Source organism: Kocuria sp. HMSC066H03, from assembly GCF_001812045.1.
GTDB classification, from domain to species: domain Bacteria; phylum Actinomycetota; class Actinomycetes; order Actinomycetales; family Micrococcaceae; genus Kocuria; species Kocuria rhizophila.
Genome location: NZ_KV807509.1, coordinates 383,769 through 409,678, shown reverse-complemented (window position 1 = coordinate 409,678; position 25,910 = coordinate 383,769). Strand labels below are relative to the sequence as shown.

Sequence of the window (25,910 nt, the reverse complement as noted above, 5' to 3'; positions counted from 1 at the left end):
AGAAAAACTTCCGGACTCGGATTGAGAGGATCGACGTATGTCCGACAGTTCACCTGATTCCGGGATTCCGGCGCGTGATCGGCGGGCCGGGCAGGCCGCGTCCATGTCATCGCAGGATCGGCGCCCTCGCGCCCTGACGCGCTGGGCGCCGCTCATCACCGCGGCTGTAGCAGTGGTCACGATTGTCGCCGACCAACTCTCGAAGTTGTGGGCCGAGACGCAACTATCGACAAGTCGGCGCGTTCCTATGCTCGGCGATCTCCTCGGGCTCCAACTCGACTACAACCCCGGCGCTGCCTTCTCGATCGGTGAGGATTTCACCTGGGTCTTTGCGGTCATCGCCGGTCTGGCTGCCATTGGCGTGTCTGTAGCTGCGTATCGCACTCGCTCGATCGCGTGGGCGGTTGCCTGGGGTCTCCTGCTCGGCGGGGCGGTGACACATCTCGGTGACCGCTTGTTTCGCGCACCAGGGTTCGCGCGAGGACACGTGGTCGACTTCATCGCGTACGGCAACTGGTTCATCGGAAACGTCGCCGACATCGCGATCTTCGCGGGCGCGGTCACGCTCCTCGTCCTCTCCCTGCTCGGCATCGGCATGCGTGCCGCCGAGCCCGCCACAGCCTCATTCTCCTGAACTCGGATTTGATCACTTGATGCGGCCTGAGTCTGATGCAGAGTCGCTCTGGTTCATTCCAACCAGCGGATTGTGGTGTTGAGGACAACGTGGAGTACCTTCTTGGACTCGGCGGACGGACGGTGATGAGGTAATGGTAAAGGCGCTGTAGGTCGTATCAGTGCACCTGGTCGCGCGTCGCGAGGCTTATCGGCTCATCGCAAACGAGGGTGTAGCGGCGGGTAGCGCGTCGTTGCCCGGGTAGGGGTCGAGGTCTTCCGACGATGGAGGTTCCTACGCCTTCCAGCCGAAAGACCTCGACGTGCCCCACGCTACCTTCGTCCCTGCTGACCTGTCCGCGTTCTGCGGTCTCGACGAACTCGGGCTCGTCGCGATGCGACAGGTGATCGAGCCCGATCGGGCGGTCGTCGAATGCCGGGCTGTTGAGCCAGACGGCTGGTGCTCCCGCTGCGGGGCCGAGGGGATCCCGCGCGGGAGCGTGGTCCGCAGGCTCGCGCATGTGCCGTTCGGGATGCGCCCGACCACGCTCTTGGTGCGAGTACGCCGCTACCGGTGCTTGGGCTGCGGCCGCCTCTGGCGGCAGGACCTGACGATGGCGGCCGAGCCCAGATCGAAGCTGTCGCGTGGTGCGCGCTGCGATGGGCGCTGAGCGCGCTCGTGGTCGACCACCTCACCGTCGCGCGGGTCGCGGATCATCTCGGCGTCGGCTGGCACACTGCGAACACCGCGGTCCTTGCCGAGGGCCGCCGTCGACTGATCGAAGACCCGACCCGCTTCGATGACGTCACGGTGATCGGCGTCGATGAGCACGCCTGGCGGCACACCCGGCTCGGCGATCGGTTCGTGACCGTGATCATCGACCTGACGCCGGTGCGCGACGGGACGGGCCCATCGCGGCTGCTGGACATGGTCGAAGGTCGCTCGAAGGCCGTGTTCGCCGCCTGGCTGGCACAGCAGTCGTCAGGCTTCCGCGCCGGGATCGAGGTCGTCGCGATGGACGGGTTCACCGGGTTCAAGACCGCGGCGGCGGAGGCTCTGCCGGATGCGGTGGAGGTCATGGACCCGTTCCACGTCGTCCAGGTGCGCCATGAGGCGCTGTGTGTGCGGATGGGGGTGAGAGACCTCCATCGCCTGGTCGTCGCAGCGGCTGGGTTGAAGTTGAGGGCAGCCTGACCCAGGAGACGCTGGGAAGGGTGGGAAGCAGCCCTGACAAAGCCGGGACGATCCAGTACTACCAGATGGGTCGGGTCCGGCAAACGAGGCAGGAAGGTATAACGAGAGTGAACCAGTGGTTGACCCTCCGTAATTGTGGAACCGGCTCCAACCTGGTGGATGTGGGCCGGGTCGCAGTGCACGCCGAACGGATTCACGGGGAGGCGACTTTCGGGATGGTTATGGATGCTGTCTCGGGAGGCTACGAGGAATGTCTGCGGCGTACTCGCAGCGATGCTGCCGGAGAAGAGCTGGATACCGCCCCTGCCGACCGTCACACAGTGAACATGGGAACCCTCCCGCGCCTGCCCTCCCCGTTCCGCAGCCAGCGGTTCGGCGGGCAGGGCCGTCGTCGCCTGTTGGGTGCGGGAGGGGGCGGAGCCGCCGTAGTAGTCCGAGGACGGGAAAGCCGTCCACACGACCGATATGGTCGCGGCGAAGGGCGGCAGCGAGTCCGCAGCGAACGTGCTGTAATGCCAGGAGGCCGCCGGTGAAGACGGGCGCATCGTGGCCTGGTCTCGATGAGGCCAGGGCGCGGGTACTGGGGATGCAGACCAAGCTGCACCGATGGTCGGAACGGGATGCCACGGCCCGGTTCGATGACTTGTTCAACCTCGTGGTCGACCCGTCATTCATGCTTATCGCGTGGGAACGGGTCGCCCGGAACACCGGGGCGCGTTCGGCCGGGATCGATGGGCTCACCGCCCGCCGCATCGAGGCCGAAGGGCAGGTGGAGCACTTCCTCACCGATCTGCGAATGCAGGTCAAGGCGGGGGTGTTCTCACCGTCGCCGGTCAGGGAACGGCTGATCCCGAAATCGCCGGGAAAGTTCCGGCGGCTGGGCATACCGACGATCGCTGACCGGGTGGTCCAAGCGTGTCTGGTGTTGGTGCTGGAGCCGGTCTTCGAAGCCGATTTCCATCCGTCCTCGTATGGGTTCCGTCCCAGACGGCGGGCGATGGACGCGGTATCGGAGATCCAGATGTTCGCGTCCCGCTCCTACGAGTGGGTTTTCGAAGGGGACATCAAGGCGTGTTTCGATGAGATCGACCACACCGCGTTGATGGGCCGTGTCCGTCGCCGTATCGGCGACCGGCGCGTCCTGGGCCTGGTGAAGTCGTTCTTGAAAGCGGGCATCCTCGGTGAAGACCAGGTGCACCGCGAGTCGAACACCGGCACACCGCAAGGCGGGATTCTCTCCCCGCTGCTGGCGAACATCGCTCTGGAAGTGCTCGATGAGCATTTCGCCCGCCCTCTGGGAGGAAACCTCTCCAACGCGGGTGGATCGCTCACGTCGTCGCCGCAACGGCCTGCCGGTGTTCCGGCTGGTGCGTTACGCCGATGATTTTGTCGTGCTGGTCTCCGGCACGAGAGAGCACGCCGAGGCGCTACGCGAGCAGGTCGCCGACGTCCTGACCATGGTCGGGCTGCGGCTATCGGAAGAGAAAACGCATGTGGTCCATATCGACGAGGGGTTCGACTTCCTCGGATTCCGCATCCAGCGGCACCGGAAGCCGGGCACCAACAACTGGTACGTCTACACCTTCCCGTCCAGAAAGGCCGTCGCGTCGATTCGGCAGAAAGTGAAGACAATCAGCAGGCAAGGAACGAACCACCCCCTGGCAGATGTCCTCCGCAGGCTCAACATGGCCTTGCGGGGATGGACGGCCTACTTCCAGCACGCGGTCTCCAAGCACGCGTTCGGTCACTCCGTAACTACACCTGGTGGCGCGTGATCGGCTGGCTCCGCCGGAAACACCGGAAAGCCAACTGGAAGCAACTGCGTCGCCGCTACTCCACCACCGGGTGGTGGCCACGCGATCAGGAGATGGTGCTGTTCGACCCCGGCAAGGTGACGGTCACCCGTTACCGATACCGAGGCAACATCCCCACGCCCTGGACCGTGACCGTCTGACCTGCGGCACGGACTCGTGGAGAGCCGGATGCGGTGCAAGCCGCACGTCCGGTTCGGGAGGCGGCCCGGGGAAACGGACCAGCCGAAACGGCTGACACCGCGCCCCGGGCCGACCTCACCTCGCCGGCGACAGCCTCGACCACGCCAGGCAGCGCGTCCAGCAGGCCACGCTCGGACACCGCGGCCATGCCGGCGACCCGCTCTATGGGATCCGCCGTGCTCTGCACACCGGTGAGGCGTTCCTCACCGATCGGCAGCGCGCCCGGATCGACGCTGCGTTCGCCGCTGACGAGCAGCACGTGATCGTCGAGGTCACCTGGTCCGTCTACCAGCACATCGTCGCCGCCTACCGCGACCCCGACAGGCCCGCCGGGAAGCACGCACTCCAAACCGTGATCGACTCGCTGCGCCGCGGCGTCCCGACCGCCCTGACCGAGCTGCGCAGACTCGGCCGCACTCTGGCACGACGCGCCGCTGACATCCTCGCCTACTTCGACCAGCCCGGCACCAGCAACGCCCCGACAGAGGCGATCAACGGCCGGCTCGAACACCTCCGCGGCTCAGCCCTCGGCTTCCGGAACCTGACCAACTACATCACCCGCTCGCTACTGGAAACCGGCGGATTCAGACCCCAGCTACACCCTCGTTTGCGATGAGCCTCCAAAGGGCGACTCTCTCCGGTCAACGCGTGCCACCGCAGCTGGGGAACCTTACGAACGACGGGCAGAACCCCGGCATTCGCTGCGCCGTGAACGTGACAACGAGAGTGATCTGCGACGAGCCGACTGCCTCTAAACGGGGTAACTCTGGTGGACGAGATCGCGTAACCTCGCGCCCCTTGTTCGGCACGACATCTCGTGTACGAAAGGGGCAGACTATAGGCGCCATATGTCGCCTAGAACGTTTGCATGTGCGGGGACGACGCGGTTCCTCGCCGACGCGACGCGCGAAGCTGAAGAGGCAGGAGCAGTACGCGCTCGCCGAGCCGGGTTGCTGTCGGGTTGCCTCCTCCGCACCATGGCCATATTATTATCGAGTATGCAACCAATCGCAAGAGAGAGAAGGGTAGGGGTGGTTCGCTCCTATCATCGCTGCCAGCGGCGATCGCCTCCCGCCGACACTGCCCGCTCCGTGCATGGCCTTGCATCCGGACGTGGGTCCCGCGTTAGTCCAGGGCTAGACACGAAGGAGTAGTCGGTTGGACCTACAGGCAGTCGCGGGGTTCGCTCTGATGTCGTTCGCGTTGATCGTGATCCCGGGGCCGAGCGTGCTGTTCGTAATCGGGCGTTCGTTGGCGCTCGGTAAGCGCGGCGGCTTGCTGAGCGTGCTCGGAAACGAACTTGGAGGGATCCCCCTGGTGCTGCTGGTCGCCGCCGGCGTGGGCAATCTCGTCGCTTACTCGGCTCCGGCGTTCCTCGCCGTCAAGCTCTTGGGCGCCGGGTATCTCGTCTACCTGGGAGTTCAGGCGATCCGTCAAAGGAAGATGGGTCTGACGCTGGGTGCTGCCGAGGTCGACCGTCATGTCTCGTCCTGGCGCACACTGCTGCAGGGGATCGTCGTGGGCGTGACCAACCCCAAGACGATCGTGTTCTTCGTCGCCGTCCTTCCGCAGTTCGTGAATCGAGGCACCGGAGGCGTGCCGATCCAGATGATAATCCTGGGCCTCGTGTTCACTGTGATCGCGTTCTGCTGCGACGCGTGCTGGGTGCTGATCGCCTCGGCGGCTCGGCGCTGGCTCGCCACCTCACCGCGACGTATGGCCACCATGCGCGGCGTCGGCGGCGGTGTGCTCATCGGCATGGGGGCCACACTGGCGCTCACGCCCGCCAAGAGCTGAAGGGGCGCAGACGCGATGCGAACTCCACGTCTGCCAGTGCGAACCTAACGAGCGTCGCCCGGCCTGCCAGCGATAGTCACAAAACCTCACGTACCCATATTTGACCTAAGGCAGTTTTCATGCTTGACGCATCATTACTCCCACTCGAAAATCAGAACGTACGACTGCGTGCGATTGAGTCCGGTGACGCCATCGCCTTCGCTGAAGGCGCCGCCGATCCAGTCGTGCGCAAGTACGGGCACCTTCCAGAATCGGAATACACGCCCACGTCGGTCAAGAAGATGATCGTACGGGAGGCAGTTCCCGGCCTGACTCGTGGCGATCTGGGAGTTCTTGCAATCGCAGACAGCTTCACTGACGCATTCGCAGGCAGTCTCGTTATCTTTAATATCACCGAACAGTTGGGGGAAGTCGGCTTCTGGATTCACCCTGCCTACCGTGGGTCAGGGTTGAGCATTGCCGCCCTGAATCTCGCCGTCCGATTCGCCCGAGAAAGTGGACTGCAGGAACTTACCGCTCGAACCGTGCCAGAGAACTCGGCGTCACAACGTGCCCTCGTCAGAGCCGGATTCATCTTCCGAAGGCGAGGGGTTGGAGTTGCACCCTCCGGAAATGCCTCCGAATTTCTGAGCTACTTCCGCGCCCTTGGCTAGTAGGTTGTTGTCCGAGCGCTTACGTGTGATCTTGTCGGTACCCTGCTCGCATGCTGGACCAGCTAAAGAGTGAACTTACTGCCTCCATCTGACGATGAAGTCCGCGCTCACACTCACCAAGAGCTGAAAGTTGCGCTCCAGGGAGAGCGAATTCTAATCCTCGTAGTGCGATCCGAACGAGCGTCAGCGCTCTCAACGTTCACTGCCCTTTCGCCCGAAGCGTGCGAGCAGGTGCCACGCGTACTTCACGGTCTGCGGATCCTGCTTGCCGCTGCGTGCGGCCTCGGCAAGGCGATCGGGCGTCAACGTGCGCGCCAGGCTCTGGGCGAGCCGTACTGGCTCCTCGCCTCGGTAGTCTCGGTCCAACCGAGCGGTGTCGACGCGGAATCCGTGATGGAACTCGATAGGGCAGCCGAGCTGCTCTGCGTACTCGCGAACGACTCCGTCGCGATGGCAGGGGTCGAGTACGAGCGCCTCGACATGCGTGGCGAAGAACACGGGCCTGTGGACGTGGGCTTCGATGTAGTCATCGAGACAGTCCTGACCTCCCTGGTCGGCGAGTTGCACGAGCCGTGGCAGTTCGACCTCCCCGCCCACTTCGGTGGGGTCGTGGACGCTGTCGGGGAAGCAGAAGGTCGACCAGGCTGTCGCTTCTGGCGTGAGGCGGAAGTATGCGGACCCGAACCTCGGCGAACCGCCATAGAGGTCTCCCCTCCGGTTCCAGGCACCGTAGACCGGCCGCGTGTGAGCGGGGAGGCTGTCGTATTGCCCCGCGAAGAGCCGGCTTTCCCACCGGAATCGATCACCACCCGGATGCGCGGTCAACCCACCGTTGCTTGTACGGGTCTCGAACTGCGACCGATACCTGCCATCGTGCACCATCGACTCGATGACCAGACCGTCGCGATACGGCCAGTCGGGATGGAACTGCAACGTCACGCGGGCCACTCGTCGGGCGAGACCGCCCGGGGCGCTGCCAGGATCCGCGTGGGGGGTGGTCATGCATCTTCCTTGCTTCGATTGGGTCGATTCGCTAATATTATCGCTTATGCAACTAATCGCTAGTCTGCGAACCGTGGGAACCTGATGGCAAACCGCGAAACTCGTGACCCCGTAACCGGCCAGTCTGGCTCATCTGTCCGTCGTATGGCGGCCCAAGCGTCGACGCTCGAACTGATCCTGCACCCGCTGAGGTTGCGGATTCTGCAAGCGATGACAGGACGGACCATGACCACCGCGGAGCTTGCCGGACTCTTCGATGATGTCGCTGCTGCAACTGTCTATCGGCATGTCAACACCCTCCTGGATGCCGGGGTGTTGACGATCGTGTCCGAACGACGGGTGCGTGGGGCGGTGGAGCGCACGCTCGCGCTCGTCGAAGATGCGGCACAGATGAACGCCGAGGACGCCGCGCAGATGTCCGAGGAGCAGCATCGGCAGGCGTTCACCGTGTTCCTTGCTCATCAGGCGGCCGAGTTCGACCGTTTCATCGCACGCGACGATGAAGCGGCGATGCCGTTGTTCGGTTACGGGCAGACCATCCTGCACCTGACTGAAGACGATCTCGGCGACGTCCAGGAGCAGCTCAGGGCCGTTCTCGAACCCTATCTCCGCTCGCGCGGCGGTCTTGACGAATATAGAGTCAGCCTGGCGACGCTCCTTATCCCGGAAAGTACGAGCCAGGACGACTGACGCACCACGGTTGCCGCCATGAGAATGGCGACTACCCGAGATGAAGAGGAGCCACTCGATATGCCTCTGGAACAGCTCATGTCTCTGGGCTCGGCCCGTCCGATCGTCCGGTGGGGCGAAGATGATGTGCTACATCGGCCGGCCAGACGGGTCACAGACTTTGGCCCCGATCTGTGGAACCTGCTCTGCGATATGTTCGCCACGAACACCGCCGCGGACGGCGCCGGTCTGGCTGCACCGCAGATCGGCGTGGACCTTGCCGTGTTCGTCTACGAATGCCACGACGCCTTTGGCCGTGAGCGCCGGGGCCTCGTCTGCAACCCCACGATCGCGCTCGCCGCAGAGCCGGAAGAAGAAATCCTTGGAGAGGGCTGCCTCTCGCTTCCCGGCGCATACCTGCCGGTCTCTCGCCCCGGTTTTGCCGTATGCCACGGCTATAACCAGTTCGGTGAGCCCATCAAGGTCGCCGGAACCGGAACCCTCGCACGGTGCCTGCAGCACGAGACCGACCACATCAATGGCATCGTGATGGAAGACCATCTCACGCCGGCTGAGCGCCGCGACATCCACCGCCAGCATAAGAAGATCGCCAAGCGATACCCCCGCACCTGGCCCGCGTAGGCCATCTCCTCGTACCCGCTGCGAGGCGCTCGGCAAGCATCGGGTCTCGCCGGGCGTCGTCCATGCGGCAGTCCTTACAACCGGAAGTCCCGCAGACTCCGATTCGAGGCCACGAGAAGCGATGCTGGGAGCGCGAGCGCACCGAACGCCCCGATGACGGCCCCCATGCCGAAAGCCTCCCCGGCGAATCCGACCAGCGGCGCCACGACGAGCTGCGGAGCTTGCTGTACAAACAGCAGCAGACTCTGAAACCGCGACAACATAGTGGCCGGTGCCAGGAGCAGGTATGTCGGGAACGCGTGAGCAGTGAACAGGACGACGCCCGCGCCGACGAGGACCGTGGACGACACCGCGACCTCCCACCTCGGTGCGATCGCGAGCAGACCGAGGCCCAAGGCGATGATGATCGGGCCGACGAACATGGGCTTCCAGGCGTTGGTCAGCGTTCCCTTCCAACCGAACCACGCCGTGCAGACGAGCCCGCCTGCGATCCACCCGGCCTCGATCAGACCCGCCTCGCCCGCCGACCATCCTCGCTCCCGCGCGGCGAGAGGGATACCGAGGGCGACGACGGGGATGACCGCACCCGCAATGATCGCCACTGACGCGAGAAGCGCCGGAACGTCCTTTCTCGATCGCACGGCGCTCATCGCATCGAGAATGCCGCGGACGCCGAGTCGAACATCTGACGGCTGAACCCGACGGGGGACGCGGATCAACAGAAGGACGCACAGCATCACCGCTGCACCCGCAGCCCCGATCCAGGCCACTCCGGCAAGCGTCAGCATGCCGATCAGGAATCCGCCGAGCGGCGGGCCTATGGTGCGCGCCAGCTGACCTGCCATTCCCACGCGAGCCATCGCCGTGCCCAGCTCACGGTCAGCGACGAACAGCCGCGCGAACACGGCAGAGGCTGGGCGGAAGAAAGCGGACGCGGTTCCCATCGATGCCGCGATGACGAACAGCAACGCAGGAGACGTTCCGCTGCTCCACGCCACGGCCGCCAGGACCACGGAAATGGCGACCAGCCCCAGGCTGCTGACGATCATCGTTCTGCGCGGTCCGACTCGATCGGCGAGCAATCCGCCCAGCAGCCCGAGCACCACGGCCGGAGCCACGGTCAGCGTGAGCACCGCGGATGCAGTGTCAGGGCCATAGGCCGACGCCGTCCACGTCATCGCGAACGCGAGAACCGCCAACCCGAGTTCTAGCCCGAAGGATGCGGCGAGCCAGGCTTGCAGGCTTTTCGGATAGCCGTTCGTCATGTCGATGCCCATGGAGTGCTCGGTACTCGTGACTCGTCAGTGTGTTGCAGCATCGGGCGCTTCCATGCGGCTCGCCGGCCCATCGTCCGGTATCAGCACCATTCCCAGAGTCGTTCGTGCCTCTCGCCCGGTTCGCGGTCGAAGGTGAGGTCTCAGAAGCTCACGGAGGCATTCCCGAATGTGCCGAAGGTCCTCATCGGTGACGTACAGCAAGGTCTGGCTGTAACCGAAGTCCGGTGTAACGGACCCCTTCGTGGATTCGATAAGGCGGTCGAACTCGGAGGCTAAACGCGCAAGGAACACCACGAACGCCCGCTGGCTCTCGTGAGTGGGCGAAGGATGGATCGTGTTGATGTCAGGAGGACGCGCGCCGTCCTCCGAGAGAGCGAGTTCGCGTTGGGGTGAACCGTGGCGAGAGCGCTTTGGTATGACCGTGAGCACGCCGCTGGCGATGAGCGTATTCACATGTCGGTACACCGTCGTGGCGGCGACTCCTTCGACGAGAGCCGCCAGCTCTGAGACTGTGACTCTTCGAGAGGCCACTGCCTGCAAGATGCGCAGTCGTACCGGATGGAACAGCGCTTCGAATGAGTTCAACTCGCCACTCATCCAACTCCTATCAGTCGCAAACTTGCGAATAGTTGCAATATAGAGAACACTAGAGGGCGAGAACGAGGGAGGCAACATGGCCACGATCGACGTCCAGGCGCAGTACGTCACCATCCGGATGAGCGGATGGGAGGCGATGGCGACACGCCGTCCTGCGCTGACCGTCCAGAGGTCGGCGCTTTTCGCGGTCACGGCCTCCGACGAATGGGTGACCAGGGGTCTGGGGTTGCGTCACGGAGGGGTGGTCGTGTCCGGGATGCTCAAGGTCGGCATCTGGGTGGGCCTCGATGGGACCCGTCGTCTGCTTGCGATGCGCCGAGGCATGCCGACGCTGAGACTGTCGTGCGCTCCCGGCGGCGCTGAGGGGTTCTCCGAGGTGTTGGTGAGCGCGCCCGACGCGCACGAGGTGGCGGCTCTCCTGGCCGTAGGAGCCAGGGCGTGAACGGCGTTGCCGTCGAGGCGGATCGGCTCACGAAGCGCTTCGGCTCGGTGTCTGCCGTGGAGGGGATCTCGCTCACTGTGACCCATGGCCGGGTCACGGGCCTGTTGGGGCCGAACGGTGCCGGGAAGAGCACGACGCTTCGCATGTTGCTGGGACTCATCCGTCCGGACGAGGGCACGGCGGTCATCGGCGGCAGCCGGTACGTGGACTTGCCGGACCCGACCGCCCGGGTGGGTGCTGTCATCGACGGTGGCGGCCTGCAGCCCTCACTGACGGCCCGGCAGCACCTCCGAGTCCACGCGGCCCTCGGCGGGCATGACGACGAGCGCGTGGAGACCGTCTCGGCACTCCTGGGGACCGACGCGTTCGCTCGGCGGCGCGTCAGAACGTTCTCCCTCGGTATGCGGCAGCGCCTGTCGGTGGCCACCGCGCTGCTCGGGGACCCAAGCATCCTGATTCTCGATGAACCGGCCAACGGGCTCGACCCCGCGGGAATCGCGTGGCTGCGCGGGTTCTTGCGGGATTTCGCGGATCGGGGCGGGGCCGTGCTGCTGGCCAGTCACGTCCTGTCCGAGGTCGAGCAGATCGTCGACGACGTCATCCTGATCGACCGGGGACGAACCATCAGGCGCGGCTCACTCGGCGATCTGACCGACGGCGGGCAGCGCTCTCTCGAAGACGTCTTCCTGACGCTGACATCGACCGGGAGCCGAACCGGAGGCGAAGGAGAGGTGCGCCGATGAAACGCGTGATCACCGGCGAGCTGCGCCGGCTGTTCGGAACCAGGATCCCCGCATGGGCGGCCGTGATTGCGCTCGCGGCTGGTGCCTTCTTCCCCGCGGTGATCTCGATCGTGGGGCCGGAGAACGCCACTCCTCCCATGCCCGGCCTGGACACGCCAGAAGGGGTGCAGATCGTGCTCGGGATCGCCGGGCTGACACTGTTCCTGCCCGCTCTGCTGGGCGTCTTCGCCGTCGCTGGCGAGTATCAGCACCGGACCATCGTCACCACCTTCATCACCGCCCCCCGACGCGGAACAGTTCTCGTCGCGAAACTGCTCGTCTACGCATTCGCCGGTCTCGGCTACGGCATCCTCCTGGCGGCGTCGACGGGAGCCGTGCTGCTGCTCCATGCCGGCATCAGCGGGACGCCGCTCGGACTCGCACCGGCCGATCTCGCCCGCGATCTCGCCGGCGTCGCCCTCGCCGCCGTCGCTTACACGGCCATCGGCGTCGCGGTCGGAGCCATCACCCGCAACTCCCGCTCGCTGCCGGGATCGTGCTGGGCTGGTTCTACCTCATCGAGCCGATGATCATGCTCGTCCCCGGAATCAACACCGCCTACCCGCTGCTGCCCGGCGGGGCAACAGCGAGCCTGGTCGGTTTCACCTTCCTCACCGACGCCATGAGCGCCCAGCTGCACTTGTCTGGGCCGAGCATCCTCAGCCCGTGGGTCGGCGCGCTCGTGCTCTTCATGTATGCGGCCGTCGCCGCAGCTATCGCCTTCGCTCTCCCGCTACGGCGAGACATCGCCTGAGCACGGCCGAAAACCCTGGCACCTCTCATCTCGAACGAACGGAGAATCATCGAATGAACAGACAGATCGCGGGCCTCGGCCGCCGAAGCGCCTACGCCCTGCTGAACCTGTTCACCGGGCTGGTCAGCCTCGTGTTCCTGCCGGTGCTGCTGCTCTGCGCGCTGCTGTGCCTGCTCGGCATCGGCCTCGTGCTCCTCCCCGCCGCGCTACGCGCACTGCACGCCTGGGCCACATGGCATCAGAGTGCCGCCGCACGGCTGCTGGGACGAGCGGCCCCCGAGCCGCACTCGCCCCACGAAGGCAGTGGCTGGGGTGTACTTCGTCGTCAGGTCCAAGATCCCAGTACCCGGCGGGAACTGGGCTGGCTTGTCATGCAGGCAGTCTTCGGCATCCTCCTCGGCCTACTGGCCCTCGGCGGTGTCGGCATCGTCCTCGTCACGATCCTCGCCGGCGCGCTGTGGTGGACGCCCATGCTCGCCGACCATGTCCAATTCCTGGGCGAACCGGTGACCAGCTGGGGCACCGCGGCGGGACTCGGCGGCATCCAGCTCGTGCTCGGCATCATCCTCTGGCTGCTCGCGACCGTCCTCGCTACCGCCCACGCACGGCTCACGCTGAGCGCGCTGCCGGTCACGAGATGACGGTCAGCGGGCCCTCGTCCGGGGTCGGCGGTTCGAAGTTGTCGAAGTAGGCCGCCGCGAGATCGGGGTCGAGCTGATATGCGTCTGCCTCGTCGGTCCGGCGGGCGCGCACCCTCTCCAGCGCGACCTCGCGCGGTGTGGCGAGGTAGATCGTCTCGGGCTCCACGCCGAGCGGCCTGACCAGGCTGCGCCACTTCTCGCGTTCCCGCCGCGACCAGAACGAGAAGTCCAGGACGACATCCGTGCCCGCGGTGACGAGCGCGGTCAAGCGGGCGCGGAGCCCGGCCTCGATCTCCCGGTAGAGTTCTGTCGGCAACGGCATCGACCGGATGCCGCGACGCCATGCCTCTTGGTCGAAGGACAGCCGCGCCATGCCGCCCTCTTCGAGCTGGCGGGCCACGGTTGACTTCCCCGAACCGGCCGGGCCGCACATGAAGATGACCCTGCTCATGAGCACGCCCTCCTATCGTTTCGGGTCGATGGCCAGTTCCACTTCGACCTCGTCGCCAGCTCCGCGTCCTGTTCGCTTGCGTGTTTCGGCGTTGAACGAGACGAGGTAGCGCCCTCGCATCACTCCCACTGTGGTGCTGTACGTGTAATCGCCGTCGATCGTCACGCGAACGGGGACACGCTTGCCGCGCTCGAAGGCGAGCACGATGTCCTCCGGGACGACGATGCCGACGTTGTTGCCGCCCGTGGCTTCGAGAACGGTTCGAAAGACAGTCATGACGCCCCCTGAGCTTCATCTCGCTCGGCGATCACAGGATGCGGGACCAGCGCATACAGGCGTGCGGACGCCAGGGCGAGCCAGAGCCAACCGGCGAGCACGCACACCCACAACAGCAGGACCCCGATGGGTGCCCGCGCCAGGGCCGCGCCGCCGATGAAGCCTCCGAGGATGACGATCGCGCACCAGAAGCCGAGTCGCGACTGGCGCATCTCGCCGCGCGCCGAGACCCATCTCGCATAGGCGAACGCGGCCGCTGCGAGACAGACGAAACCGATACCACCGAACAGCAGATGGAGGATACCGGCGGTCGTGCCCTGGTCGCCCGTCTGCCCCGGCGGGAACCCTGCCGACGGGTCCGGGAGGAACGCCGCGCTGAGAACGAGGCACAGCCCGTAGGCACCGGTCAGGACACCGATCGCGAGTCCGCGGCCGGAACGGAGCGCGCGAAGGGTGCCGTAGGCAGCGGCGAGGACCATGAGCCCCGTGAGGACCAGGTTGACGCGCTGCATCCATCCGTGCTCTCCGAGCGCCAGCAGACTCAGCGCGTGCCGGGTGAAGTCGAAGCCGGGCCTAGTGAGCCCGAGGACGAGGCTCACCACGACGTAGAACGGGCCGGCGACGACGCCCCAACCGAGAAGGCTCCGAGTGACCGCGGCACTGCGATCGAAGACGGACGGATCTCGTGACATGTCATCATGGTAGATGACACAGAACTAGACTGTCCAGTACCATCCTGACATGAGCGGAGCGAGAGAAGAGCACGGCCCGGGGCGCACCGCCGAGAAGCGCCAGGCGATCCTGAGCACCGCTACGGAGCTATTCTTGCGAAACGGGTTCCGCGGCACGAGCATGGACGAGCTGGCATCGCAGGCGGGCGTGTCGAAGCAGACCGTCTACAAGCAGTTCACCGACAAGGAACGGCTGTTCCGGGAGATCATCGAAGGGGTCACCGCCAACGCCCAGGCCGTGATCTCCGCGCTGACGGCCGCGTTCGGCGACACACCCGCGACGACGCACGACGAACTCGAGGCCCGGCTGTGCACCGTGGCGCGCGTGTATCTCGATGCAGTCCTGAGCACGCAAGTGCTGTCGCTGCGTCGACTCATTATCGCCGAGACCGAGCAGTTCCCCGATCTCGCCCGGCGATACTACGAGCAAGCGCCGGCCGGAGGCATCGACGTCATCAGGGACAGCCTCGAACCGTACGCCGACGCGGGACTTCTCGCTGTGCGTGACCTTCGGGTCGCGGCTGCGCACTTCGCCTACCTCGTGCTTGCCCCCGCCCAGGACCGGGCACTGTTCATCCCCAGCGAGTTGCCGCCCGACAACGAGCGGGAACTCTTCGTGGTCACCGCCGTCCAAGCGTTCCTCGATGCGTATAGTGCGACGGGAAAGTAGCCAGGCCCAGTTCACCCACTTCAGGCGCTTGAGCTTGAGAGGTTGTCGTTTGCCGCCAAGCGAGTCCGAGCACGATCGCCGACTACTCCGACATGTCTGAGATCGGGGCGGCATGGGCGAGAAGCGTGTGATCGCAGCTCAGTGAGACCACTGCGTCATAACGAGCATCGATCCACTCAGCCCGGATACCGACGACGTCGGTCAGAAGCTCCACCGCCCCCGTGCAGAACCCACACTCCGAGCCCTCACACACGAGCGGACATCCAATCACCGCGGATGTGAGCTAGCAGTCAGGGATCGACCTTGGTTGAATGACGTCAACACCCGAACTGGCGTGCAGTCCGTACCACCCTCGCCACCGAGGTTCCAGGTCGGAGCACCGGTCTGGTGGATTTCCTGCCCGGAGGTGCTGTAGCAGAGTCGCGGTCGATACTGTCTCACCCCCTGACAGTGAACTCGATCCACGTGTCCGGTCGGAGCTCGGGGCGACCTGGCACTGGACGATGCTCTTTCATAGCGGCGGGGTCGATCGAGTTGCACACGCGCTGCCAGAACGCTGCCGCAGGCTCATTGGTGTCCTGGAAAGCGACGGACCAGCGTCCAGGAAACTCCTCCACAATGCACTTGACGGTGAGCGTTCCAATGCCTCGTCGCCGGGCCCCGTGGACGGGAAAGAAGCTGTTGATGACGTGGGGCGAGCTGTCCAGTGCTCGTAGCCCGGCGAAGCCCACAGGTGAACCGCCGAGATGGATCAGTCGGGCAGCCCAACCTGCCTCGCCGCCGAGGGCGGCGTCAAGCCTTTCTTGGCGGAACCGCCCGTCGTGGTCGGGTAGCGCGTGGTTGTACTGGGAGAGATCGTGACTGAACATAACCCACAGGCGTTCGAGCACATCCGGATCCGCATCGCTCGCTACCGTGACATGGAGGCGTGTTTGCACATCTGAGTTCATAAGTTCATAACTGAGAGTTTCCACGAACTTGTTCGTGGTGCTGTCGAGATCGAGCGCACAGAGACCGGGGTTCGTCCGCATCGTCTGCCTGAATGGGCTCGACGTCAAGCAGACGCGCAACTCGAGTTGGTCGAAGCGCAGCCCGCGGGAGTACGAATCGTTTTTCGATCTGCCGCGACACGCGTGACACTTGTGGCTCGCGCTGAACGTTTCGGTTACGTCGGCGTTCCGCTGCGTGCGCCGGGCGTGTTCGATGTACTCGTCGACGGGGAACTCGTCGCCTCGGCCTCGCTTTCGAGCGCGGTTCAGATCCTTCGTGACCTCACCACTGGCGAGATCACCCGCTCAGAGGCCGAGCCGGAAGAGCTGACCTTTGAGCTCGGCGTGTCCGGTGGCGTGGAACGTCTGGTCGAGATATGGCTGCCGTATTCGGAGTCAGTCGAGCTGATCTCCATTGACGCAGACGAGCCGCTCGCTCCGGCGCACCGGCCAGCTCCAACATGGGTTCATTACGGGTCCTCGATCAGCCAGGGATCTAACGCAGCCAGCGCGGCCACCATCTGGACGGCGGTTGCCGCGCGTCTCGGAGGCGTAGAACTCACGAACCTGGGCTTCGGTGGCAGTGCCCTACTGGACCCGTTCGTCGCACGAACGATACGGGATCTGCCCGCCGACTTGATCTCCGTGAAAGTGGGGATCAACATCGTCAACGCGGATCTCATGCGCCGTCGCGCTTTCGCCCCGGCACTCCATGGCTTCCTCGACGTGATCCGGGACGGTCACCCCGACACGCCTTTGCTGCTGGTCACCCCGCTGTGGAGCCCGATCTTCGAACACACACCCGGGTCCGGAGCGTTCGACCCTGACGCGCTCTCCCGGGGAGAGACGAGATTCGTCGCTGCCGGCGATCCAGCGGAGGTCCGAAGTGGAAAGCTTGATCTCGCCACGATCCGCGCTGACATCGACCGGGTAGTTCACGACCGTTCCGCGTCCGACCCGAACCTTTTCCAACTCGACGGAATGGCCCTTTACGGGGCGAGCGATGCACAGTCACATCCACTCCCAGACGACCTCCACCCTGATGCGGCCACCCACCGGCTTCTCGGGGAGAGGTTCGCCGAGGAGGTTTTCGGCGTTGAGGGGGCGATCCCCACCACAAGGTGACAGTGACTGCGTTGATCTAGTCGTTGCGTTGAGCGAGCCAGATCCCCAGCCTTCGTAGAGGATTCGATGAGCTGACTGGTGCGTCGCGGCCGTCTGATGCCTCTCGTACGGCGCGCGCCCGTCGTGACCATGCCGTCGACCGGCTGATCCCGCCCCCGGCGCAGGCCGAGCTACACGTCCTCGTCGAGGATGTGCCGATCGAGTTGCTGGGGGGAGGCGGAGCGGGCGGCGAGGAGTCCGCCGATGCCGGGGATGAGGGAGAGCACCCAGACGATGTGTCGGTCACCGCGGACGAGGATCGCGGTGATGACGGTGGCCATGTACGCCAGGCCGTGCAGCGGCCCGAGAATCTGCGAGATCGCGGGTGCATGCACGGTGAGCATGTTGGCGAGCATGAGGATGAGGGTGACCAGTTCAGCCGTCCCCGCGATCTGGAGCATGCGGCGTGGACTCATAGCCCGACTCCCGTGGTCGATCCCGGCCGGTAGATCATGAGGACGACGACGATGGCCCACACCACGTTGAAGATCCCGGTGACCATGCTTAGGCTCCCCGGGATCCGGTCGAGCGAGGGCTGGGCCGGATCGGCTGCGTCGGGGTCGAGAGCGCGGACGAGGCGTGACTGTCTGGGCAGGATGAAGGCGATGAGCAGGACCGCGGCGATCGCGGTGAGGATCATCGACGCGATCAGCCACGCGTCGCCGAGGACGCCGATGCTCGCCGCTGTGGCCAGCCCGAACACGGGCACCAGGACGGCGATCACGCTGTAGACGCGGGTGACGCGGTGCAGGATGCGTGCCACCGCGGCCTTTCGGGGATCGTCCGGGGATGCCAGTGCGAGCCGGGCGAACCGGGGGAACATGCTCGCGGCGATCGCGACGGGCCCGATGGTGAGGATTGCGGCGAGGACGTGGACAGACAGCAGGAAGGCGCTCATCGGGTGACCCGCTCTCCGGTGACGTGGGTTTGCGGCAACCGTCCGGCTCGGGATACCCCGGTGAGGCTGTCGCCGGTGATGGTGACGTCGTATTCGAGGTTGAGCCGGAGGGGCTTGGTGATCTGCTGTCTCCACGTGGCGTGCTGGCCATCCGGGGTGTCTTCCGTCTCAAGGTCGGTCAGGGGGACTGCTTCGCCCGCGCCGTGCGCCGTCCCGGTGACCGAACCGTCATGTTCTTCGAAGTGGTAGTTGGCTTCGATGGTCCCGATGGGAGTTTTCATCCTCAGTCGCCAGTCACCGCAGATGGGGTTCATTCGCTTTGGTGTTCCTTTCGTTCTCAGGTCCGGATGCTCACGGCGTGGGGGCTTCGGGCACCGTGGCAGGGGCCTTGCCGGCGGCGCGCCAGACGGTGCCGCGTCGCTCGTACTCGAAGAGTTCCTCGACAGCGTGGGCGATCCGGGGTCCGAAGTGCCGTTCTAAGAGGTAGAGCGCCAGGTCGAGCCCGGAGGTGACGCCGCCGGCGGTGACGAGGTCGCCGTCGTCGACGACGCGGGCGTTGACCGCTGTCGCGCCGGTCGCCTCCAGCAGTGGCATTCCGAGGGTGTGGGTGACGACGTTGCGGCCCTCGCAGAGTCCGCCCATCGCTAGCGCGAGCGAGCCGCCGCACACTGCCGTGACCAGGACGTCGGGGTCGCGCATCGCGTTGGCGATGAGCGGGATCGCCCCGGTCGCCGCGAACCGTGCCAAAAGGACCGGGATCGTCTCGGCGCCCTCGTCGGGGTCGCCGTCAACCGGCCCGGATGCACCGGGCACGAGCACGATCCCCGGCCGGTGGGGATCGAGCGCCGCCGTCGCGCGGAGCCTGAGGCCCTGCGAGCCGGAGACGACATCGCGCGCCCCTTCGGCGCTGACCAGAGTGATGTCGAGTGCGTTGTCGAGGAAGTACTCGCTGCCTGCGACGAACACCTCGAACGGCGCGATCACATCGAGCGGATCAAACCCGTCGAACAGCACGATCTGCACGGACATCGACACGGGAACTCCCTTGCGTTGGCGGAAACGGCGGCGACGCTATCGAGTCTCCGGCCTGTTCCGATCGGGCACAATCGGCCCGATGGCCAATGATCGCCGAAATCTGGCCACGCGTTCTGAACGTCAATCTCGCGCTTGAATATCTGTAGGATGCACGGTATGTACACCGTCGTCGCGCTCGCTCTTCCTGATGTGATCGCGTTCGATCTGGCCACCGCAGTGGAGACGTTTGGTCGTGTGACGCTCCCGGACGGGCGCCTGGCGTATCGGGTGATCGTCGCCGGGACGGCGCCCACGGTCGACGCGGGCCCCCTCCAGATCGCCACGAGCGTGGGTCTCGAAGCGCTGGAGCGAGCGGACACGATCATGGTTCCAGGGCGCAACGACGCGGCCGCGCCGCTCCCGGACGGCGTCGCGGACGCGCTCCGTGCGGCAGCGGCGGCGGGGACGCGCATCGCTTCGATCTGCGTGGGGGCGTTCGTGCTCGCAGACGCAGGGCTCCTCGATGGGCAGCGCGCGACGACCCACTGGCTCGCCACCGATCTGCTCGCACGACGGTTCCCGCGGGTGATCGTGGAGCCGGATGTGCTCTACACCGACAATGGGCAGGTGCTCACTTCGGCGGGTGCGGCCGCAGGGCTGGACCTGTGCCTGCACATGATCCGTCGGGACTTCGGTGCAGCGGTCGCCGCCCACGCGTCACGGTTGGCGGTCGCGCCGCTGCACCGCACAGGAGGGCAGGCGCAGTTCATCGTCCGGAATCCGCCCACCTACCGCACCGCCACGCTGGAGGACGTGCTCGTGTGGATCGAGGAGAACGCCCACCGTCCGCTCACGCTCGCCGACATCGCAACAGCAGCCCACACGAGCATCCGTACTCTGACCCGACGTTTTCACCAGGAGACCGGGCAGGCCCCCATGGAATGGGTCACCGGTGTGCGCATCCGGCACGCGCAGGAGCTGCTGGAGACCACCGACCACAGCATCGAGCGCATCGCCCGACAGGTCGGCTTCAGCAGCCCCAGCGCCTTCCGCGACCAGTTCCGCCGCGCCACCCGAGTCTCTCCCAGCGAGTACCGCGCAACATTCTCCGGCCGTCCGCCATACGACAACGACGAGGCGACCCGGTGAACACCGCGGGTGAGCAGGTCCGCGCGCGGTGTCGTTAGCGCGAAGCCAACACCGCCGCTGACGTCAGCGCCTCCGGAGGTGATCCGTGGGGTGTGCTGATCTGGGCCCAGAGGTCGTCGAGGGACAGGCCGAGCACGATGGCGACCGCGGCAACGGTGGGAAACGCTGGTGTGGCGACCCTGCCGGTCTCGATCTTGCGCAACGTCTCGGGGGAGATCCCCGCCTCGATCGCGACGTCAAGGATTGAACGTGGACCGCGCGCGACACGGAGTAGTTCTCCGAGCCGCTGCCCGCGTTTGACGTCCTCGCGAGTGAGCGGCAATCTGACCATGTCACCAATACTAATCACGGTATAGTCGTACCGGTATAAGTATTGGAGACCTGGCGGGAAGGTGCCGGATGATCGAGATCCTCACTCCGAGCGAGCTGGACCGGGCGCGAGTCACAGGCCGCATCGTCGGCGACGTTCTCCAGCGCCTCAAGGCCCGCTGCCGGGTCGGGACGAACCTGCTCCAGGTTGACCAGTGGGCGCGGGAGATGATCGATGCTGCCGGTGCGACCTCATGCTACGTCGACTATGCGCCCTCGTTCGGGCGCGGTCCCTTTGGGCACTACATCTGCACCGCCGTCAACGACGCCGTGCTGCACGGCATGCCACGCGACTACCGCCTCGCGGATGGGGACCTGCTCACCCTCGACCTCGCGGTCATCAAGGACGGGGTCGCGGCGGACGCCGCGATCAGCTTCATCGTCGGCGACACCCGCAACCCGCAGGACGTCGCGATGATCGACGCCACCGAACGGGCGCTGGTGGCCGCGATTCATGTTGCCGCGGCGGGGTTGCGGCTGGGGGACCTCTCGCACGCGATCGAGCAGGTGCTGTCGGGCGCCGGCTACCTGATCAATACCGAGTTCGGTGGTCACGGCATCGGATCGACGATGCACCAGGACCCGCACGTGTCCAACAAGGGACGACCCGGGCGAGGATACCGGCTGCGGCCCGGGCTGCTGCTGGCCTTGGAGCCGTGGGTGATGGCCGATACCGACCGGCTCATCACCGACCCGGACGACGGGTGGACGCTGCGCAGCGCAACCGGATGCCGCACCGCCCACACCGAGCACACCATCGCGATCACCGACCATGGCGCCGAGATCCTCACCCTCCCACAGCAATAGGTGCCCCGATAGCGTCACTGGTCCCCGCCGCTGCCCGCGTGCGCGGTCAGGACACCCGCGCAGGCGTGGCGAGGGCAGTGTCTGTGTCCTCTTTGGCGAGTCGAGCGTTGACGACGCCACCGCTGATGGCCCCGGCCCCGAGTGACATCGCCACGTTCGCGCCAGGGTCGACGACGTTCCCGGCAGCTCATGTACGTTCGTGGACGAGGACGAAGCTGTGGAATCGGGGATGCGGTGCGATAGCGGAGCTGACTGGCGATCTACCTTGCCTCGTTCCGGAGGTCGGTCAGGGCCGCGAGCACATTGCTAATCGCATTCGACATCAGCACGCGCCTCGTCACCATGAAACTCCGACGAGCAGACTCATGACCCGACAGTCGTGCAGCGCTGGTGTCCGTCTAGTTGAATGGCCGGGACGTCCGTCCGCTTCGCTGACGACTCGGCGGACCAAGCGAACGTGACGACTCCTTCACGTCATGCAGCGCCCTCCGATACTATGATCGTCGAAAGATTCGTCAGTCGAAGGAGGCTGGGGTGGGCTCGTCGCGAGAAGAGGCTGCGGAGGCTTTCGGCGTCGCTGTTCAGCAGTATCAACGGGTGGTGCAAGCCTTCGATGACGCGGTCGGTCGCACATTGGGTCTTGGGGCGACGGAGCTGCGGTGTCTGGACTGGCTGACGGACGGCGCAATGTCCTCGGGCGAGTTGGCGAAGGCTGTTGGGCTGCGGCCTGCGGGGACGACCACGCTGGTCGATCGCCTGTCCCGTCGCGGTTTCGTGCGTCGTGGGCCGGCACCGGCGGACCGTCGGAAGGTCTTGGTCGAGTTGACTCCGGAGGGGCAGGAGGTCCTCTGGAGGATGTACGGACCCCTCGTGCAGGATGGGCACCGGCTTCTGGAGGAGTTCGACGCCGAGCAGATCCTCGCCTTCGAACGGCTCCTGTCCGCGATGGCGAACAATGCAGAAGAACACACTCGGCGAGTGGCAGCGGACCCCGGGACGCTCGCCCGTGAGATGACAGCCCCGCCGCATCGAAGACGTCGCGCGGGGCGAGGACAAGTAGAGGAGAAGTAAATGCCGGATATGCAGGCGCTTGTAGCGTTCGCCGTGATGTCCTTGGTGCTGATCGTGGTGCCGGGGCCGAGCGTGCTGTTCGTCATCGGCCGTTCCCTGGCGCTGGGCCGGCGGGGCGGACTGTTGAGTGTGCTCGGCAACGAGCTCGGCGGTTTGCCTCTTGTACTCCTGGTGTCGGTGGGGCTTGGTGCAGTCGTCGCGCAGTCCGCGGTGGTGTTCCTGGTGGTCAAGCTGCTGGGGGCGGGCTATCTCGTGTATCTGGGAGTGCAGGCGATCCGGCATCGGCGCGTGGACACCGGCGCGATGACCGCTTCCAGGCAGGGCGCGTCGTCGTGGAGCGTGCTGCGGGAGGGATTCATCGTCGGTGTGACGAATCCGAAGACAATCGTGTTCTTCGTGGCGGTGCTGCCGCAGTTCGTCAGTCCGGAAAACGGGCCCGTCGCGGTGCAGATGGCGATCCTGGGGCTCGTGTTCACGGCGATCGCATTCGCCTGCGATGCGTGCTGGGCCCTGGTGGCCTCCGCGGCGCGTCAGTGGTTCGCGACCTCGCCGCGCCGGCTGTCGACGATGCGCGCGACCGGCGGCGGGATGCTCGTCGGCATGGGCGCGACCCTCGCCCTCGCCCCCGCCAAGAGCTGACCGGCGTGCACGAAAAGCGTAGAGCGGTGGCGGATCACCAGGATGAGCACCTGCTGGAGCGGGCGAGGCGGCTCGACCAGGAGGCATGGGCGATGTGTGAGCGCCTTGGCCTGTGGCGCCGGCTGGAGAGCGTCGGCGCTCCGGTCGTGGTCGGCGCCGCCGGCCTGGGCGTGATCGATCGGCGGGACATCGACATCACCACCTCGTGCGTGGCGCTGAACGAGGAGACCATCGGACGCATCACCTCTCTGGGGGCGGAACTCGCTTCGCACGAAGACGTGCGGCAGGTCGTGATCCGGGACGACACCGGCCGATGGAACACCGACCCGCGATACCCGGACGGCTACTACCTGGGGCTGGAGATCATGTCGCCGCGCGAGAAGCTGTGGACCGCGGATCTGTGGTTCGTCGGCGAGCCCGAACGCCAACCCGACCTCGAGCACCTCCGCCGCTTCGCACCACTCGTAACCGACGAATCCCGCGGGGCCATCCTGGCCCTGAAGCGCTCGGTCCGAACGCGTGGCACAGGCGATGACCCCGTCCCCGGATACCTGGTCTATGAAGCCGTCATCCAGGATGCCGTCCGCTCGGAGACGGAGTTTCAGGAGTGGTTGAACCGCCGGAGAACCGAATTCGCGGCCCACGACGAAGGGCCCAACGCATCATGAACGACAGACTCTCCGCGCTCGGGCGAGTCAACGCGCTGCTCGTCGCGCCACACGCGACGAGGCCGGAGCTCGCGCTCGGATACGGTGCTGCCCTGATGGGAGCTGCGGCTGCGACAACGGGCGGAATCGTCTCCGGATACGGGGCCGCGCACGTGCTCGTCCTCGCCGTGCTCGGATTCGACATCGCCGGCGGTGTCGTCGTCAACGCCACGCGGGCAGCGGCACGACGCTTCCATCACGGCCCGCACTGGCGACGGCGCTCCGTGCTGTTCGTCGCAGCGCACGTGCACCCGTTCGTCGTCGCGCTGCTCTTCCCCGCACAGTCCTGGTCGGCAAGCGCCGTCCTCTACCTGGGCCTGGTCGTATCTGCGCTGCTGATCACCTCGACGCCGCTCGCGCTCCGTCGGCCAGTGGCTTTCGCCTGCGCCGCCGCGTTGATCACGTGGACCGTCGTGACCGCGCCGACGGAGGACGCGCTGGCCTGGATCGCGCCGCTGCTCGTCATCAAACTGCTGCTCGCGCACCTGCTCACCGACAGCATCCCGGCACCAGAAGCCACATGAGCATGGGCGTGTCCATGATGTCTGATATCTCATCCGGATCAGCGGCGGCTAGCGGAGCATTCCGAGCGACGACCTCATTGAGAGAGCGAACCTCGGCCTGGCGCGGCTCGATGCCCTCGCTCTGTGGCGAAGTGACACCGCGAAGGACATCCCTTAGGCGCTTCTGAGCCTGCAGTGGCCTGTTGGTCACCCCAAAGCTCGCTGCAGAAAGTCATTAACGCCGTCAGTCAAGGCTGAGCAGCGTAGTGAATCGAACCGGTCCAAGGTGTGGTGCCCCCCGGGTAGCTCGACGTAGACGACCTGATCGGCCGAGGCATCGCGCAACTGCTCGGCCATCCTCCGCGCCATTGCCGGGGCGACCATGGGATCGCGGTCGCCGTGAACGATCAGGGTCGGCGGTATGTCGACTGACGAGGTTCTTCCGGTTGCCTCGCTGAGGTAGTCTTCGGGCGCGGAGGGCAGTCCGCGTGTTGGCGCGGGACCGTAGTACCCGTACAACCCGATGACGGCCGACACTCTCGTATCGGCGTCTTCGAACCCCGGCTGGAACCGTGGGTCGCCCGCAGTAAGAGCGCAGATCGTCGCGATATGAGCACCGGCGGACCCTCCGACGAGAACGACGGTCTCAGGATCAGCCCCGTAGTCTCTGGCGTGCTCCCGTGTCCAGGCAAGCACCCGTTTCGCGTCGACTACCTGGTCGGGGAACACCGCGGGTTCGAGGCGATAGTCGGCGCTGATGCCGATCCAGCCCGCTGCTGCCAGTTGTTCCATCAACAGGCGCGCCTCTTTGCTTCGGCGGCCGCTAAAGAAGCCCCCGCCATGGAAGTGGATGACGAAGCCCTTGGCGGCTTTCAGATCACGTGCACGATAGAGATCGAGGAGGTGTGCTGCCCGGTCGGGGCCATAGCGGATGGCGCTAGTCCGTTCCACGCTGCGCCGACGGAGGCGTGCCGGGGCCAGCGCGGCGCGCAGCCAATGCCGCCAACCCGGTGATCGTGACAGACCGACGTCGCCATAAGCGGCAGCCAATGAGTCAGAGATGGCGGCTCGTCCACGGCTCGCCAAGACGATCACGGCGACCTGCCCGATCGCGGCCAGCGACGAAAGCGCCAGCGCCACGCCCCCGACGATCGAGAAGGGCGCGCCCTCCGTAATTGCCAACGTTGTTGACGTGGCATTCAGGAGGAGGAAGATGTGCGGCAGTTCACTGCCCGCCATGGCGAGTACTGACGTCGGTGTAGCTCGCGGTCCGTTGGTCGGTCGGGGCCACAACGATAGATACGTGATTGCGGCGGTGACTACGCTGCCTATCAGGTATCCGATGGGGGCGTGAGGCAATATGTTCCTCCGATCAGCAATGCGACCAATAAGAGCGCGCTAAGGCCTGACAGGTT

General features: G+C 65.7%; 34 protein-coding genes and 2 pseudogenes. 23 read left to right on the top strand and 13 right to left on the bottom strand.

From position 1 onward, the window contains the following. Positions 1-37: 37 nt before the first annotated feature. The 8 genes and pseudogenes from HMPREF2833_RS10630 (at position 38) to HMPREF2833_RS12235 (ending at position 6,251) form a co-directional block, all read left to right on the top strand. Positions 38-634, top strand: a complete 597-nt coding sequence (locus tag HMPREF2833_RS10630; RefSeq protein ID WP_246829125.1) for a signal peptidase II — start codon at positions 38-40, stop codon at positions 632-634. Positions 635-935: 301 nt separating this feature from the next. Next, positions 936-1,732: pseudogene (locus tag HMPREF2833_RS10625) on the top strand (ISL3 family transposase); the annotation flags it as partial. Positions 1,733-2,336: 604 nt separating this feature from the next. Further along, positions 2,337-3,191, top strand: coding sequence for a reverse transcriptase domain-containing protein (locus HMPREF2833_RS12750; protein ID WP_070638040.1), 855 nt, complete (start codon positions 2,337-2,339; stop codon positions 3,189-3,191). Further along, positions 3,127-3,582 (top strand): group II intron maturase-specific domain-containing protein, encoded by a 456-nt coding sequence (locus HMPREF2833_RS12745; RefSeq protein WP_246829124.1) that lies wholly within the window; start codon positions 3,127-3,129, stop codon positions 3,580-3,582. The genes HMPREF2833_RS12750 and HMPREF2833_RS12745 overlap by 65 nt, the downstream gene beginning before the upstream one ends. Further along, on the top strand, positions 3,579-3,761 hold the full coding sequence (locus HMPREF2833_RS12740; protein ID WP_246829123.1) for a hypothetical protein: 183 nt from the start codon (positions 3,579-3,581) through the stop codon (positions 3,759-3,761). Before HMPREF2833_RS12745 ends, HMPREF2833_RS12740 begins: the two co-directional genes overlap by 4 nt. A 119-nt stretch (positions 3,762-3,880) precedes the next feature. Continuing rightward, a pseudogene (locus HMPREF2833_RS10610) lies at positions 3,881-4,417 on the top strand (transposase); the annotation flags it as partial. 575 nt (positions 4,418-4,992) lie between these two features. After that, on the top strand, positions 4,993-5,598 hold the full coding sequence (locus tag HMPREF2833_RS10605) for a LysE family translocator (protein WP_070638566.1): 606 nt from the start codon (positions 4,993-4,995) through the stop codon (positions 5,596-5,598). A 119-nt stretch (positions 5,599-5,717) separates the two neighbouring features. Further along, positions 5,718-6,251, top strand: a complete 534-nt coding sequence (locus tag HMPREF2833_RS12235) for a GNAT family N-acetyltransferase (protein WP_083311023.1) — start codon at positions 5,718-5,720, stop codon at positions 6,249-6,251. A 192-nt stretch (positions 6,252-6,443) separates the two neighbouring features. Here the strand turns inward: HMPREF2833_RS12235 and HMPREF2833_RS10600 are convergent, their stop codons facing one another. Beyond that, entirely contained in the window at positions 6,444-7,253 is an 810-nt protein-coding gene (locus HMPREF2833_RS10600; protein WP_083311022.1) for a DUF3626 domain-containing protein, read from the bottom strand. Positions 7,254-7,337: 84 nt separating this feature from the next. Between HMPREF2833_RS10600 and HMPREF2833_RS10595 the strand changes: the two genes are divergently transcribed. Both HMPREF2833_RS10595 and def read left to right on the top strand, forming a co-directional pair. Further along, the gene (locus tag HMPREF2833_RS10595) at positions 7,338-7,943 is read left to right on the top strand and encodes a helix-turn-helix domain-containing protein (RefSeq protein ID WP_083311021.1); all 606 of its coding nucleotides are present in this window, start codon (positions 7,338-7,340) and stop codon (positions 7,941-7,943) included. A 60-nt stretch (positions 7,944-8,003) separates the two neighbouring features. Then, positions 8,004-8,564, top strand: a complete 561-nt coding sequence (def, locus tag HMPREF2833_RS10590) for a peptide deformylase (RefSeq protein WP_070638034.1) — start codon at positions 8,004-8,006, stop codon at positions 8,562-8,564. Between the two features lie 74 nt (positions 8,565-8,638). Here def and HMPREF2833_RS10585 read toward each other — a convergent pair whose 3' ends face one another. Next, the gene (locus tag HMPREF2833_RS10585; protein WP_070638032.1) at positions 8,639-9,841 is read right to left on the bottom strand and encodes an MFS transporter; all 1,203 of its coding nucleotides are present in this window, start codon (positions 9,839-9,841) and stop codon (positions 8,639-8,641) included. A gap of 24 nt (positions 9,842-9,865) precedes the next feature. Continuing rightward, the gene (locus HMPREF2833_RS12230) at positions 9,866-10,438 is read right to left on the bottom strand and encodes a helix-turn-helix domain-containing protein (protein ID WP_168165730.1); all 573 of its coding nucleotides are present in this window, start codon (positions 10,436-10,438) and stop codon (positions 9,866-9,868) included. Between the two features lie 76 nt (positions 10,439-10,514). On the opposite strand from HMPREF2833_RS12230, the gene HMPREF2833_RS12440 reads away from it, so the two are divergent. From HMPREF2833_RS12440 to HMPREF2833_RS10565, 5 genes are read left to right on the top strand one after another with little or no spacing between them, the layout of a single operon-like run. Beyond that, complete coding sequence (locus HMPREF2833_RS12440; protein WP_070638029.1) at positions 10,515-10,880, top strand: hypothetical protein; 366 nt, start codon at positions 10,515-10,517, stop codon at positions 10,878-10,880. Then, entirely contained in the window at positions 10,877-11,623 is a 747-nt protein-coding gene (locus HMPREF2833_RS10575; RefSeq protein ID WP_070638026.1) for an ABC transporter ATP-binding protein, read from the top strand. Before HMPREF2833_RS12440 ends, HMPREF2833_RS10575 begins: the two co-directional genes overlap by 4 nt. Beyond that, positions 11,620-12,192, top strand: coding sequence for an ABC-2 transporter permease (locus tag HMPREF2833_RS10570; RefSeq protein ID WP_210387063.1), 573 nt, complete (start codon positions 11,620-11,622; stop codon positions 12,190-12,192). The genes HMPREF2833_RS10575 and HMPREF2833_RS10570 overlap by 4 nt, the downstream gene beginning before the upstream one ends. After that, a complete protein-coding gene (locus tag HMPREF2833_RS12600; protein WP_210387062.1) occupies positions 12,189-12,416 on the top strand; it encodes a hypothetical protein in 228 nt (75 codons plus the stop codon). Before HMPREF2833_RS10570 ends, HMPREF2833_RS12600 begins: the two co-directional genes overlap by 4 nt. A gap of 53 nt (positions 12,417-12,469) precedes the next feature. Beyond that, positions 12,470-13,057, top strand: coding sequence for a sensor domain-containing protein (locus HMPREF2833_RS10565; RefSeq protein ID WP_070638024.1), 588 nt, complete (start codon positions 12,470-12,472; stop codon positions 13,055-13,057). Here HMPREF2833_RS10565 and HMPREF2833_RS10560 read toward each other — a convergent pair. Genes HMPREF2833_RS10560 through HMPREF2833_RS10550 form a run of 3 tightly spaced genes read right to left on the bottom strand, consistent with a single transcriptional unit; the run spans position 13,047 to position 14,476 of the window. After that, positions 13,047-13,508: a P-loop nucleotide/nucleoside kinase family protein gene (locus HMPREF2833_RS10560; RefSeq protein ID WP_210387061.1), complete on the bottom strand. Its 462-nt coding sequence runs from the start codon at positions 13,506-13,508 to the stop codon at positions 13,047-13,049. The two genes, HMPREF2833_RS10565 and HMPREF2833_RS10560, sit on opposite strands and share 11 nt — an antisense overlap. A gap of 12 nt (positions 13,509-13,520) precedes the next feature. After that, the gene (locus HMPREF2833_RS10555) at positions 13,521-13,784 is read right to left on the bottom strand and encodes a DUF1905 domain-containing protein (protein ID WP_083311018.1); all 264 of its coding nucleotides are present in this window, start codon (positions 13,782-13,784) and stop codon (positions 13,521-13,523) included. Continuing rightward, the gene (locus HMPREF2833_RS10550) at positions 13,781-14,476 is read right to left on the bottom strand and encodes a DUF998 domain-containing protein (protein WP_070638021.1); all 696 of its coding nucleotides are present in this window, start codon (positions 14,474-14,476) and stop codon (positions 13,781-13,783) included. Before HMPREF2833_RS10550 ends, HMPREF2833_RS10555 begins: the two co-directional genes overlap by 4 nt. A gap of 49 nt (positions 14,477-14,525) precedes the next feature. Here HMPREF2833_RS10550 and HMPREF2833_RS10545 point away from each other — a divergent pair, with 49 nt between their 5' ends. Further along, entirely contained in the window at positions 14,526-15,185 is a 660-nt protein-coding gene (locus HMPREF2833_RS10545; protein ID WP_070638019.1) for a TetR/AcrR family transcriptional regulator, read from the top strand. Between the two features lie 437 nt (positions 15,186-15,622). On the opposite strand, the gene HMPREF2833_RS12220 is transcribed toward HMPREF2833_RS10545, so the two are convergent. After that, the gene (locus HMPREF2833_RS12220; RefSeq protein ID WP_210387060.1) at positions 15,623-16,159 is read right to left on the bottom strand and encodes a GNAT family N-acetyltransferase; all 537 of its coding nucleotides are present in this window, start codon (positions 16,157-16,159) and stop codon (positions 15,623-15,625) included. Here HMPREF2833_RS12220 and HMPREF2833_RS10540 point away from each other — a divergent pair. Continuing rightward, positions 16,142-17,299, top strand: coding sequence for an SGNH/GDSL hydrolase family protein (locus HMPREF2833_RS10540; RefSeq protein ID WP_070638015.1), 1,158 nt, complete (start codon positions 16,142-16,144; stop codon positions 17,297-17,299). The two genes, HMPREF2833_RS12220 and HMPREF2833_RS10540, sit on opposite strands and share 18 nt — an antisense overlap. Positions 17,300-17,469: 170 nt before the next feature. On the opposite strand, the gene HMPREF2833_RS10535 is transcribed toward HMPREF2833_RS10540, so the two are convergent. The 4 genes from HMPREF2833_RS10535 to HMPREF2833_RS10520 are packed head-to-tail and all read right to left on the bottom strand — an operon-like array spanning position 17,470 to position 19,265. Next, positions 17,470-17,754 carry a hypothetical protein gene (locus HMPREF2833_RS10535; RefSeq protein WP_024842403.1) on the bottom strand — a complete coding sequence of 95 codons (285 nt, stop codon included), beginning with the start codon at positions 17,752-17,754 and terminating at the stop codon, positions 17,470-17,472. After that, entirely contained in the window at positions 17,751-18,236 is a 486-nt protein-coding gene (locus HMPREF2833_RS10530; protein WP_024842404.1) for a membrane protein, read from the bottom strand. Before HMPREF2833_RS10530 ends, HMPREF2833_RS10535 begins: the two co-directional genes overlap by 4 nt. Then, on the bottom strand, positions 18,233-18,550 hold the full coding sequence (locus HMPREF2833_RS10525; RefSeq protein WP_070638013.1) for a hypothetical protein: 318 nt from the start codon (positions 18,548-18,550) through the stop codon (positions 18,233-18,235). The genes HMPREF2833_RS10530 and HMPREF2833_RS10525 overlap by 4 nt, the downstream gene beginning before the upstream one ends. A 37-nt stretch (positions 18,551-18,587) precedes the next feature. Further along, positions 18,588-19,265: a DJ-1/PfpI family protein gene (locus HMPREF2833_RS10520; RefSeq protein WP_024842406.1), complete on the bottom strand. Its 678-nt coding sequence runs from the start codon at positions 19,263-19,265 to the stop codon at positions 18,588-18,590. 162 nt (positions 19,266-19,427) lie between these two features. Between HMPREF2833_RS10520 and HMPREF2833_RS10515 the strand changes: the two genes are divergently transcribed. Beyond that, on the top strand, positions 19,428-20,399 hold the full coding sequence (locus HMPREF2833_RS10515; protein WP_024842407.1) for a GlxA family transcriptional regulator: 972 nt from the start codon (positions 19,428-19,430) through the stop codon (positions 20,397-20,399). 34 nt (positions 20,400-20,433) lie between these two features. Here HMPREF2833_RS10515 and HMPREF2833_RS10510 read toward each other — a convergent pair whose 3' ends face one another. Beyond that, on the bottom strand, positions 20,434-20,730 hold the full coding sequence (locus HMPREF2833_RS10510; protein WP_006902578.1) for a helix-turn-helix transcriptional regulator: 297 nt from the start codon (positions 20,728-20,730) through the stop codon (positions 20,434-20,436). Between the two features lie 68 nt (positions 20,731-20,798). Between HMPREF2833_RS10510 and map the strand changes: the two genes are divergently transcribed. The 5 genes from map to HMPREF2833_RS10485 all read left to right on the top strand — a co-directional run bounded on the left by map (position 20,799) and on the right by HMPREF2833_RS10485 (position 24,516). After that, positions 20,799-21,575: a type I methionyl aminopeptidase gene (map, locus tag HMPREF2833_RS10505; protein WP_070638010.1), complete on the top strand. Its 777-nt coding sequence runs from the start codon at positions 20,799-20,801 to the stop codon at positions 21,573-21,575. Positions 21,576-22,109: 534 nt separating this feature from the next. Then, on the top strand, positions 22,110-22,646 hold the full coding sequence (locus tag HMPREF2833_RS10500; RefSeq protein ID WP_246829121.1) for a MarR family winged helix-turn-helix transcriptional regulator: 537 nt from the start codon (positions 22,110-22,112) through the stop codon (positions 22,644-22,646). After that, positions 22,647-23,285, top strand: a complete 639-nt coding sequence (locus tag HMPREF2833_RS10495) for a LysE family translocator (RefSeq protein ID WP_070638007.1) — start codon at positions 22,647-22,649, stop codon at positions 23,283-23,285. Between the two features lie 26 nt (positions 23,286-23,311). Continuing rightward, positions 23,312-23,953: a hypothetical protein gene (locus tag HMPREF2833_RS10490; RefSeq protein WP_083311016.1), complete on the top strand. Its 642-nt coding sequence runs from the start codon at positions 23,312-23,314 to the stop codon at positions 23,951-23,953. Further along, entirely contained in the window at positions 23,950-24,516 is a 567-nt protein-coding gene (locus HMPREF2833_RS10485; protein WP_070638004.1) for a hypothetical protein, read from the top strand. The genes HMPREF2833_RS10490 and HMPREF2833_RS10485 overlap by 4 nt, the downstream gene beginning before the upstream one ends. Positions 24,517-24,702: 186 nt before the next feature. Here HMPREF2833_RS10485 and HMPREF2833_RS10480 read toward each other — a convergent pair whose 3' ends face one another. Continuing rightward, positions 24,703-25,734 carry an alpha/beta hydrolase gene (locus tag HMPREF2833_RS10480; protein ID WP_070638001.1) on the bottom strand — a complete coding sequence of 344 codons (1,032 nt, stop codon included), beginning with the start codon at positions 25,732-25,734 and terminating at the stop codon, positions 24,703-24,705. Positions 25,735-25,910 lie beyond the last annotated feature (176 nt).